This window comes from Mycobacterium sp. ST-F2 (assembly GCF_001905655.1).
Classification (GTDB): Bacteria; Actinomycetota; Actinomycetes; order Mycobacteriales; family Mycobacteriaceae; genus Mycobacterium.
On sequence record NZ_JMHT01000021.1, the window covers coordinates 71,102 to 82,110 of the forward strand.

Consider the following 11,009-nt stretch of genomic DNA (forward strand, 5'->3'; position numbering starts at 1 on the left):
TGCCGGATACTGGCCGGTATTAGACAACCTGCGCCAAAAATTGACGTAAACGTTGAGTTTCCGCGGATTCGAAGATCTGCTCGGGGGTTCCCGTCTCGATCACCCGGCCGCCGTCCATGAACACCACCGAATCCGACGCTGACCGGGCAAAACCCATCTCGTGGGTGACCACCACCATGGTCATGCCGTCGGCCCCGAGTTCGCTGATGAGCGCCAGGATGCCCTTGACGAGTTCGGGATCCAGGGCCGACGTGGCCTCGTCGAAGAACATCACCTGGGGGCTCATGGCCAAGGCGCGGGCGATCGCGACACGTTGCTGTTGCCCGCCGGAGAGGGTCGCGGGACGGACGTCGGCCTTGTGCTTCAGCCCCACCCGATCGAGCAGTTTCAGGCCGAGTTCGCGGGCTGCATCGGCGTCCAGGCGCTTGAGCTTGCGTGGTCCGAGCGTGACGTTCTCCAGCACCGTCCGGTGCGGGAACAGATTGAAATGCTGGAACACCATCCCGATCCGCTGGCGCAGCTGATCCGGGTTGTCCTTCAGGACCGAGCGGCCGTCGAGCAGGATGTCGCCGCGGTCCGGTTCGTACAGCCGGTTCAGGGTGCGCAGCAGTGTCGACTTGCCCGAGCCCGACGGCCCGATGACTGCCGTCGTGGTGCCGGCGGGGACATCCAGATCGACGCCACGCAGGACGCCATTGGCCCCGAACGACAGGTGAATATCCTTGGCGGCCAGGGAAACTGCCTGCGGCGTGGTCATATGATCTCCTGGGTCGCGACCTCGGCGGCAACGGGCTTGCCCGTGCTCAGCCGCCGGTCGATGTAGTTGACCAGATGGGTCAGGGGGACGGTGAGGGCCAGGTAGAACAGCCCGGACGCGACCAGGGGAGACAGGTTTCCGGTTTGCGCGTTGAGGTCGCGACCCACCTGGAACAGCTCGCGCTGACTGGCGATCAACCCCAGGAAGTACACCAGCGACGACGCCTTCAGCAGCGAGATGAACTGGTTCATCAGCGCGGGCAGGACCCGGCGCACGCCCTGCGGCACCACGACCAGCCGCATCGATGACGGGTAGCCGAAGCCCAGCGCGCGCGAGGCCTCGAGTTGGCCGGCATCCACGCTCTGGATGCCCGAGCGCAGAATCTCGCCGATGTAGGCGCCCGCCATGAGACCGAGCGCGGCAATTCCCAAGGGGTACGGGTTGTTTCCGGTCAACGAGCCCACCACCGGCCCGATGCCCAGCCCGATCACCAGGATGATCACCACTTCGGGCAGGCCGCGGAAGATGTCGGTGTACACCCGGGCCGGCCAGCGCAGCCAGCGCGACCGCGAGATGCCCGCGATGGCCAGTGCCATGCCGATGATCAGGCCGATGATGCTGGCACTGACGGTCAGGATCAGCGTGTTGGGCAGGCCGGTCTTGAACAGGTCGGGGATGGCCTGCCGGTACAGGTGCCAGTCCAGGAACGCGTCTTTCAGTTGCGAGAGCGTGGATTTCGGCGCGGGACCGGCCGCCGGCGCCGCTGACGCATGCGACGCGGTGATGGCGTTGAAGTCGGGCAGCTGCGGCAGCGGCGCGGCCTTGGATCCGGGCTTCCAGCCCGGCGGCAGCGCGCGTGGCACCCAGTTCTCATAGAGCCGCGCCCAGGTGCCGTCGGCGATCACCGCGTCGAGCCCCGCATTGAGGGCGTCGATCAGCGGCTTGTTGTCTTTCGCGACGGCATACGCGACGAAATTGTCCAAGCTGAAGGTGTTTTCGACGATGCGCGCCGGGTCACCCGGTTGCACGGTGCCGGAGGCCTGCTGAGACGGCGCCACCCAGGCGTCGATCTGCCGGGTCTTGATGTTGGCGTACACCGTGGCGTAGTCCGGGAACTTCACCGGTTCCAGGTGCAGGGTGTCGACGACGTAGGCCTCCTGCACGGTGCCCTGCACGACGCCGATGCGCTGCCCGGCCTTCAGCGCGCCGAATCCGTTGATGGCCGATCCGGTCGGGACGACGAGCGAGAAGTAGCCGAAGTCATAGCCATTGGTGAATCCGACGGTACGGCGCCGGGCGTCGGTGGTGGTGATGGACGACGATCCGACGTCGAACCGCCGGGACGCGACCTGGGCCAACAGCCCGGCGAAATCGGTGCCGACGAAGTTGACGCGCAGGCCGATCTTCTCGGCGATGGCCCGCAGCAGCTCGTTGTCGAATCCGGTGAACTGGCCGCTGGAGTTGATACAGATGCTCGGCGGGGCATCGGACAGCGTGCCGACGGTCAGCACTCCGGGCGTACCCAGCCCCAACGCCTCCGGCCGCACCGTGGAAAGCGGCTGGGTACCGGGCGTCGTGTACTTGTCGGTGCCGTCGCCCTGGGCGGCGGTGGCCAGGTTGGTGGGCAGGGCGCTGGCGCTCTGCACGCCCGGCGGTGCGCACTGGTCGGTGGTGGCGCCGGCTGGGACTCCCACGGACAGCGAACAGACCAGGAGTGCCACCAGTATCGCTACCGTCGCACGCAGGAAAGAGGTCACGCACGTCAACCTAGCGGGTGCCCGGCCGAATTCAGCGGCTTCAGCTCGCCGGGAATTCATTCGGCCGGGCAGCGCCGGCTACCGGCTGTCGCGCCAGCGGCACAGGGCTTCGGCGTGGCCCAGATCGTAGTCGGGGCCGTTGACCCCGACGGTCAGCAACGAAACCCCGAGTGCGGTAAGCGCTTCGGCATTGGCGATCAGGCCGTCGCCGCTGTTGTCCACGCCGGCCGAGCGGACGATGGTGTTCGGGTCGCGGCCGACGTCGGCGCAATGCCGGTCCAGCACGGCGGCCTTCTCCGGGTACGTCGCCGCGGTGGTGAAGCTGTGCCAGATCTGCGCGTACTCCGCGACGAGCCGCAGCGTCTTGCGCTCGCCCTGGCCGCCGATGAGGATCGGAATGTCGCGCACCGGCTGTGGGTTCAGCTTGCCCAGGCGCGACACGATGCGCGGCATGGCGGCCGCCAGGTCGTCGAGTCTGCTTCCGGCCGTACCGAATTCGTAGCCGTACTCGTCGTAGTCCTTCTCTTTCCAGCCCGAGCCGATGCCCAGGATCAGCCGGCCGTCCGAGATGTTGTCGACCGTCCGCGCCATGTCGGCCAGCAGTTCCGGATTGCGGTACGAGTTACAGCTCACTAGGGCGCCGATCTCGATGCGCGAGGTCTGCTCGGCCCAGGCGCCCAGCATGGTCCAGCATTCGTAGTGCGCGCCGTCGGGGTCGCCGTACAGCGGGAAGAAGTGGTCCCAGTTGAAGGCGACGTCGACGCCGAGGTCCTCGGCGCGCCGGACCGCGTCGCGCATCAGGCCGTAGTTGGGGGAGTGCTGGGGCTGCAGTTGAACGCCGATGCGGATGGGTTGGGTCATGACCCCACGCTAACCGCCGAGGACGCCCCGCAGAATGTCGACGAGTGCGGCGGGCTGGTCGCCCTGCACCGAATGACCCGAGTCGGCCACGATGTGGGTCCGCTGGAAACCCGGCGCCCCGGCCGCGAACGCGGCGGCATCATCGTCGTTGACGAAGTACGACTTCGCGCCTCGCACGAGCGTCGTCGGCATGGTGATGGACGGGACGTCGTCCCACAGTCCGTTGAAGTTCGAGTAGCCGTCTCCTCGCGTCAACGAGTCGTACCGCCACGTCCAGGTGCCGTCGTCGAGTTGCTTGGCATTGTGAAAGACGCCGCGGCGCAGCGAGTTCCGGCTGCGGTGCGGCGACGCGGCCACGGTGACGTCGAGCATCGCGGCGAAACTGGGGAAGCTCCGGTCGCCCCTCACCAGCGCGACGGCACCCAGCTGAGCCTGCGTCATCTGCTCGTGCCGTTCCGGCGCCGACGGCGTGACGTCCACGAGCACCAGCTCGGGTACCAACGCAGGTTCGGTCGCGGCGATCCGCAGCGCCGTCAGCCCACCCAGCGACATCCCGACCACCAGCCGGGCCGACGGCGCGTGGCGCCGAATCACCGGGGCCACGGTCGACGCGTTCAGCTTCGGCCCGTAGTCGCCGTCCTCGCGCCAGGCCGACCGCCCATGCCCGGGCAGATCGATCGCCAGCGCCGGCACTCCGAGGCCCAGGATCACGGTGTCCCAGGTGTGCGCGTTCTGTCCGCCGCCGTGCAGGAACACCACTTCGGGCTCCGCGACGCCCCACTTCAGCAGGCTGATGGGCCCGTCCTCGATCCGCGACACCGTCGGCAGCGGGCCGTCGGCGCCGATCTGCTCGGCGTTCTCGGGCAGCAGCGCGAACTCGTTGAGCGTCAGCAGTTCGTCGTCAGAAATCTCGAGGGCCACGTCTGCGGACATTACCCCCGGCGGCGAGGCGTGCTCAGCTGCCGATCGTTCCGTTGTCCTTCCACACCGCCACCACAGAGGGGCGTGCGGTGCCGTTGCCGCCCTCGGGCCACCGCGAGACCGGGTTGTCGATGCTCTTGTCGTCGTGCTCGCCGGGGTGCTGGACGCAGACCGTGACGAGGTCGTCGGTGACGACGGGGCCGCACGTCTCGGCGCCGAGCGGCACGGTGAGGAACTGCTTGGTCTCCCCGCGGTTCGGGCCGCTCAGCGCGACGGCGAACAGTCCGTCGTTGGACTTCAACGCATTACCGTCGGTGGCGATCCAGAGGTTGCCGTGGCTGTCGAAGGCCAGGTTGTCCGGGCAGGAAATCGGGCTGACCTTGGTCTTGTCGAACCCCGCGTAGTAGGTGTCGGCGGCGGCGGGGTCGCCGCAGACCAACAGCAGCTCCCACGTGAAGTCGGTGCCGGCGTGGTTGTCGACGATCTCGAGAATCTGGCCGTTCTTGTTGTCGTTGCGCGGATTCGGCGCATCGGGGCCCGGTTTGCCCTCCGCGCCGCGCTTGGAGTTGTTGGTGAGGGCGACGTACAGCTTGCCGGTCTTCGGGTCGGCTTCGAAGTCCTCGGGCCGGTCCATCTTGGTGGCGCCGGCCTTGTCGGCGGCGAAGCGGGTGAACACCGCGGCCTCCGCCGCGCTGATCCCGGGCACCAGTGATTCGGCCCGACCCTCGGGGCCGGACCGCAGCAACGGCAGCCAGGTTCCGGTGCCGCGGAACGCACCCGTGCTCGGCAACTTCCCGGTGCCGTCGATCTCGGCGGCGGGGATGTCGCTGGACAGCTTGGCGACGTACAAGGTGCCTTCGTCGAGGATGGTCATGTTGTGCGCCATCGCCGCCGGCTCGCGGCCGGGCTGAATCTTCTTGCTGGACACGAATTTGTACATGTAGTCGAAGCGCTCGTCGTCGCCGCTGTAGGCGACGACGGTGCCGTCGGCAGTGACGTAGATGTTGGCGGCTTCGTGCCGGAAGCGGCCCAGCGCAGTGTGTTTCACCGGGGTGGAGTTCGGGTCCCACGGATTGAGTTCGACGATGTAGCCGAACCGGTTGACCTCGCCCGGCGTCGCGGCCACGTCGAACCGCGGATCGAAGGTCTCCCAGAGCATCTCGGACGGCTTGAGCTCGATGCCGTAGCGGGCGAGGCGGGTCGCGTCTGCCGGGGTGGCAGGCGCGGTGCCGGCCGGTGCGCCGAAGTAGCCCTGGAAGTTCTCCTCGCCGGAAAGCACTGTGCCCCAAGGGGTTATGCCGCCGGAGCAGTTGGCCATGGTGCCCGCCACGCGTCTGCCGGTCGGGTCGGCAGCTGTCTTGACGAAGTCGGTGCCCGCCGCGGGTCCGGTCAGGGTGAACGGGGTGTCGACGGTGATGCGTCGGTTGTACGGGCCCAGAACCGGTTTGAGGCCGTCGGGGGTGCGCGCGACTTCCACGACGCCCATGCCCATGGCGGCGATCTCGATGTCGAACTGCTCGCGGGTCGGGTGCTTGGGGTCGTAGCCGGGGAACATGAATTGCGGTGTGACGTACTCGAAGTTGGTCACCAGCAGGAAGTGGCCGGGCCGGTCGGGGATCGGTAGCAGCCCGGCGAAGTCGTTGTTGAACCCGAACTGGCCGCGCTGCGCCGCGGCGGTCTGCGCCGTCACGTCGAATTTCGGCGCGCCCGGCAGCACGGGGTCACCCCAGCTGATGACCACGGACTGCCGGTAGCCCTCGGGGATGACGACGGCGTCCTCGCGGTTGGGTGCGACCGCGGCGAATCGCATGCCGGGCGGTGTCGACGAGGGCGCAGCGGACGAGGTGCCTGCGGCGGGCTGCTCGTCGCGGCCGCACGCGGCCAGGGCGGGACCGGCGCCGACGGCGAGCACCGCGATGCCGGTCGCGCGGAGCATCGACCGTCGGGACACGGCCTGCGCGATGTCACCGAAGTACTCGTTGTCGCTGGTGTTCGGCAGCGGCTTCGAGCACGCGTCGCCACACTTGTGGCGGCACGTGACGTGCTGGCGCGACGACCGGCCGTCGTGGGTCAGGAGCAGGTTCAGCGGAAACAGGGCCACGATGCTGGAACCTATGACAGCTGAACCAGCAGCTGGGAAAGAACTGGTGAACTGCTGGGAACGCCCGCGCCCGACCCGGACGAAGTGCCTAGCCGACCGGGGCGGTGGTCCGGATCAGGTGATCGAACGCCGAGAGCGCTGCTGTCGCACCGGCTCCCGCCGCGATGACGATCTGCTTGAACGGCACCGTCGTGCAGTCGCCGGCGGCGAACACGCCGGGGACCGATGTCTGGCCACGCTCGTCGACGACGATCTCGCCGCGCTTGGACAGCTCGACGCTGCCCTCCAGCCACTCGGTGTTGGGCAGCAGGCCGATCTGGACGAAGACGCCCTGCAGGTCCAGCTGGTGCGACTCGCCGGTGGTGCGGTCCTGGTAGGTCAGGCCGGTCACCTGGTCGCCGTCGCCGAGGACCTCGGTGGTCAGCGTGCTCAGCAGGATGTCGACGTTGGGCAGGCTGCGCAGTTTGCGCTGCAGCACCTCGTCGGCGCGCAGCACCGAGTCGAACTCGATGAGCGTCACATGGGAGACGACGCCGGCGAGGTCGATCGCGGCCTCGACGCCGGAGTTGCCGCCGCCGACGACGGCGACGCGCTTGCCCTTGAACAGCGGTCCGTCGCAATGCGGGCAGTAGGTGACGCCCTTGTTGCGGTAGTCGGCCTCGCCGGGCACGTCCATCGCGCGCCAGCGGGCGCCGGTCGCGAGGATGACGGTGCGGGCCGTCAGCGAGGCGCCGCTCTCCAGCGCGATCTCGATGAGGCCGCCTTCGTCGATCGCCGGCAGCAGCTTCGCGCCGCGCTGGGTCTTGATGACGTCGACGTCGTACTCGCCGACGTGGGCTTCCAGCGCCGCGGCGTACTTGGGTCCTTCGGTGTGCGGGACGGAGATGTAGTTCTCGATGGCCATGGTGTCGAGCACCTGACCGCCGAACCGCTCGGCGACCACGCCGGTGCGAATTCCCTTGCGGGCGGCGTAGATTGCGGCCGCGGCCCCGGCCGGTCCACCGCCGACGACCAGGACGTCGAAGGGGTCCTTCTCGGCGATGGCCTCGGCGGTGCGCTGCGCGGCGCCGACGTCGACCTTGCCGATGATCTGCTCGAGGGTCATGCGGCCCGAGTCGAACACCTCACCGTTCAGGAAGACGGTCGGGACCGCCAGCACCTTGCGCTGTTCGACCTCGTCCTTGAACAGCGCGCCGTCGATCGCGACGTGGCTGATGCGCGGGTTGAGGATCGCCATCAGGTTCAGGGCCTGCACCACGTCGGGGCAGTTCTGGCAGGACAGCGAGAAGTAGGTCTCGAAGTGCAGGTCGGCGTCGAGGCTCCGCACCTGCTCGAGCAGCTCGGGGGCTTCCTTCGACGGGTATCCGCCGACCTGCAGCAGCGCCAGGGCCAGCGAGGAGAACTCGTGGCCGAGGGGGATGCCGGCGAACCGGACCTCGACATCGGTGCCGGTGCGGCGGATGGCGAACGACGGCCGGCGGGCGTCGTCGTCGGCCCGGGAGTAGGTGATCTTGTCCGACATTGCCGCGATCTCGGTGAGCAGGCCGGCCAGCTCGGCGGACTTGGGACCGTCATCGAGGGAGGACACCAGCTCGATGGGCACGGTCAGCCGCTCCAGCAGGGACTTCAATTGGCCGGCGAGTGCGGTGTCGAGCATGCGGATCAACTCCATCGAAATAGGAATGGTGGGCCGGTGTGGCCCGAAAGATGTTGGGGGCGAAGACTTCTGGACAGCGGTACGGGCCGGAGCCCGTACCGCCGACCAGCAGTGAAAACTAGATCTTGCCGACGAGTTCCAGCGACGGGGCCAGGGTCTCTTCGCCCTCTTCCCACTTGGCCGGGCAGACCTCGCCCGGGTGGTTGCGCACGTACTGCGCGGCCTTGACCTTGCGGACCAGCTCGGCGGCGTTGCGGCCGATGCCCTCGGCGGTGACCTCGGTGAACTGGATGATGCCGTCGGGGTCGACCAGGAAGGTGCCGCGGTCGGCCAGGCCCTCGTCCTCACGCAGCACCTCGAAGTCGGTGCTGATGCGCAGGGTGGGGTCGCCGATCATCGCGAACTTGATCTTGCCGATGGTGTCGGACGAGTCGTGCCACGCCTTGTGGGTGAAGTGGGTGTCGGTGGACACCGAGAACACCTCGACGCCGAGCTGCTGCAGCTCGTCGTAGTGGTCGGCGAGGTCGCCGAGCTCTGTCGGGCAGACGAACGTGAAGTCGGCCGGGTAGAAGAGGAAGATGGCCCACTTGCCCGCGATGTCGGCTTCGGACACGGGGATGAAGGTGCCGTTCTTGTACGCGGTCGCGGAGAACGGCTTGATCTGCTTGTTGATCAGGGCCACGGGAACCTCTCTCAGGTCACTGTCGGATGTCTTTACGGAGCCCACCCTAGTGCCATTTTCTGGACTAATTCCAGTTTAAAGAGGGCTGTTGTGGCCAGTCTCACAACCGCCGGCCTGACGGTCCCGACGCCCCAAACGCCAAGTGGGCGGCCAGGTTTCACCTGGCCGCCCACTCTGACGTCGAAAAACTACCCCTCGATGAAGGCTTCCAGCTGAGCGCGCGCGAGGTCGTCGGCGACCTGCTCCGGCGGGCTCTTCATCAGGTAGGCCGAGGCCGGCAGGATCGGGCCACCGAGGCCGCGGTCCTTGGCGATCTTGGCGGCGCGCACGGCGTCGATGATGATGCCGGCCGAGTTGGGGGAGTCCCAGACCTCGAGCTTGTACTCCAGGTTCAGCGGCACGTCACCGAAGGCGCGACCCTCGAGGCGGACGTACGCCCACTTGCGGTCGTCGAGCCACGCGACGTAGTCCGACGGGCCGATGTGCACGTTCTTGTCGTAGACCTTGTCGGCCAGCGAGCCGGTCAGGTTCGAGGTGACGGCCTGGGTCTTGGAGACCTTCTTCGACTCCAGGCGCTCGCGCTCGAGCATGTTCTTGAAGTCCATGTTGCCGCCGACGTTCAGCTGGTAGGTGCGGTCCAGCGTGACGCCGCGATCCTCGAACAGCTTGGCCATCACGCGGTGGGTGATGGTCGCGCCGACCTGGCTCTTGATGTCGTCACCGACGATCGGCACGCCGGCGTCCTCGAACTTCTTGGCCCACTCCGGGTCGGAGGCGATGAACACGGGCAGGGCGTTGACGAACGCGACCTTGGCGTCGATGGCGCACTGCGCGTAGAACTTGTCGGCCTCTTCGGAGCCGACGGGCAGGTAGGAGACCAGGACGTCGACGTTCGCGTCCTTGAGGGCCTTGACCACGTCGACGGGCTCGGCGTCGGAGACCTCGATGGTGTCGGCGTAGTACTTGCCGATGCCGTCGAGGGTCGGGCCGCGCTGCACGATGACGTCGGTCGGCGGCACGTCGGCGATCTTGATGGTGTTGTTCTCGGAGGCGCCGATGGCCTCGGAGAGGTCGAAGCCGACCTTCTTGGCGTCCACGTCGAACGCGGCGACGAACTTCACGTCGCGCACGTGGTACGGGCCGAACTTGACGTGCATCAGACCCGGGACGGTCGAGTTTTCGTCGGCGTCCTGGTAGTACTGCACGCCCTGCACGAGCGATGCCGCGCAGTTGCCCACGCCGACGATTGCGACGCGTACCTCGTTCGACTCAGACATGTGACGGTCTCCTTTTCCTACTCTTTCAGTGCATTCGCCGGGGGCGCGTGCGCTCAGGTTTGGTCGGCGTGGCCTTGTGACGGCGGTGCCGTCGGTCCGGCGGTTGCCACGCGCTCGGCAGCTATCAGCTCGTTGAGCCATTTCACTTCGCGCTCACTGGACTCGAGCCCGAGCTGATGCAGCTGGCGGGTGTAGCGGTCGAGTGAACTGCTGGCCCGTGCGATCGCCTCGCGCAGACCTTCGCGACGCTCCTCGACCTGACGGCGCCGCCCTTCCAGGATTCGCATCCTGGCCTCGGCGGGCGTCCGGTTGAAGAACGCCAAGTGCACACCGAATCCGTCATCGGTGTAGTTCTGGGGGCCGGTGTCGGCGACGAGCTCGGTGAACCGTTGCTTGCCGGCGTCGGTCAGTTGGTAGACGCGGCGGGCGCGGCGCACCTTGGTCGAACCGAGCGGCGCCGCATCTTCGACGATCAGGCCGTCGGCCTGCATGCGGCGCAGCGCCGGGTAGAGCGAGCCGTACGAGAACGCACGGAACGCACCCAGCAGTCCGGTCAGCCGTTTGCGCAGCTCATAGCCGTGCATGGGGGACTCCAGCAGAAGCCCCAGGATGGCCAGCTCCAGCACAGTGTCACCTCCCGACATGAATTGACGGCAACGCATATTGAGCGCTAGGACGCTTCAACACCTCGCGCCATAGTATCGCGCCGATATATACGGGGCCAATCGACTGCGCACATGGAGATGATTCAGGCTCGGTAGCCTCTTGGAACGACAGGGTGGTCTCGGCGATCGGCGACCGCCGCTCGCCGATTAGGAGCCGTTCTGCGGGCTCTCGCATGCTTTACCAGACTTCGGCTGGCCGAGCCGACGACCCGCGATCAGCCGGGGTGCGGTGCGCACGGACGGTGGGAATGGTCGTGCGTCGCTGCACACGTCCTGAATGAGGCTAAGTCCCCTGGGGTGGTGGGAATTCGGGGACGGGGCTGAGGTGGGC

General features: G+C 67.4%; 9 protein-coding genes. All 9 read right to left on the bottom strand.

The genetic code is table 11. The features are described from left to right. Positions 1–19: 19 nt before the first annotated feature. A complete protein-coding gene (locus EB75_RS09230) occupies positions 20–757 on the bottom strand; it encodes an amino acid ABC transporter ATP-binding protein (protein ID WP_073695120.1) in 738 nt (245 codons plus the stop codon). Further along, positions 754–2,574 carry an ABC transporter substrate-binding protein/permease gene (locus tag EB75_RS09235; protein ID WP_502689349.1) on the bottom strand — a complete coding sequence of 607 codons (1,821 nt, stop codon included), beginning with the start codon at positions 2,572–2,574 and terminating at the stop codon, positions 754–756. The genes EB75_RS09230 and EB75_RS09235 overlap by 4 nt, the downstream gene beginning before the upstream one ends. A gap of 18 nt (positions 2,575–2,592) precedes the next feature. Beyond that, positions 2,593–3,375: an LLM class F420-dependent oxidoreductase gene (locus tag EB75_RS09240; RefSeq protein WP_073695122.1), complete on the bottom strand. Its 783-nt coding sequence runs from the start codon at positions 3,373–3,375 to the stop codon at positions 2,593–2,595. A 9-nt stretch (positions 3,376–3,384) separates the two neighbouring features. Beyond that, complete coding sequence (locus EB75_RS09245) at positions 3,385–4,308, bottom strand: Rv0045c family esterase (protein ID WP_073695123.1); 924 nt, start codon at positions 4,306–4,308, stop codon at positions 3,385–3,387. A gap of 22 nt (positions 4,309–4,330) precedes the next feature. Continuing rightward, positions 4,331–6,397 (bottom strand): PhoX family protein, encoded by a 2,067-nt coding sequence (locus tag EB75_RS09250; RefSeq protein ID WP_073695124.1) that lies wholly within the window; start codon positions 6,395–6,397, stop codon positions 4,331–4,333. Positions 6,398–6,485: 88 nt separating this feature from the next. After that, complete coding sequence (gene ahpF, locus EB75_RS09255; protein ID WP_073695134.1) at positions 6,486–8,054, bottom strand: alkyl hydroperoxide reductase subunit F; 1,569 nt, start codon at positions 8,052–8,054, stop codon at positions 6,486–6,488. Positions 8,055–8,172: 118 nt separating this feature from the next. Then, the gene (gene ahpC / locus EB75_RS09260) at positions 8,173–8,736 is read right to left on the bottom strand and encodes an alkyl hydroperoxide reductase subunit C (RefSeq protein ID WP_073695125.1); all 564 of its coding nucleotides are present in this window, start codon (positions 8,734–8,736) and stop codon (positions 8,173–8,175) included. Between the two features lie 188 nt (positions 8,737–8,924). Next, a complete protein-coding gene (locus EB75_RS09265; RefSeq protein WP_073695126.1) occupies positions 8,925–10,013 on the bottom strand; it encodes an inositol-3-phosphate synthase in 1,089 nt (362 codons plus the stop codon). A 53-nt stretch (positions 10,014–10,066) separates the two neighbouring features. After that, positions 10,067–10,639 (bottom strand): PadR family transcriptional regulator, encoded by a 573-nt coding sequence (locus EB75_RS09270; RefSeq protein ID WP_020099852.1) that lies wholly within the window; start codon positions 10,637–10,639, stop codon positions 10,067–10,069. Between the last annotated feature and the right edge of the window lie 370 nt (positions 10,640–11,009).

Coding starts and splice junctions, on each gene's coding strand:
- EB75_RS09230 (WP_073695120.1), bottom strand. CDS start 757: ATGACCACGCCGCAGGCAGTTTCCCTGGCCGCCAAGGATATTCACCTG.
- EB75_RS09235 (WP_502689349.1), bottom strand. CDS start 2,574: ATGAATTCCCGGCGAGCTGAAGCCGCTGAATTCGGCCGGGCACCCGCT.
- EB75_RS09240 (WP_073695122.1), bottom strand. CDS start 3,375: ATGACCCAACCCATCCGCATCGGCGTTCAACTGCAGCCCCAGCACTCC.
- EB75_RS09245 (WP_073695123.1), bottom strand. CDS start 4,308: ATGTCCGCAGACGTGGCCCTCGAGATTTCTGACGACGAACTGCTGACG.
- ahpF (WP_073695134.1), bottom strand. CDS start 8,054: ATGCTCGACACCGCACTCGCCGGCCAATTGAAGTCCCTGCTGGAGCGG.
- EB75_RS09265 (WP_073695126.1), bottom strand. CDS start 10,013: ATGTCTGAGTCGAACGAGGTACGCGTCGCAATCGTCGGCGTGGGCAAC.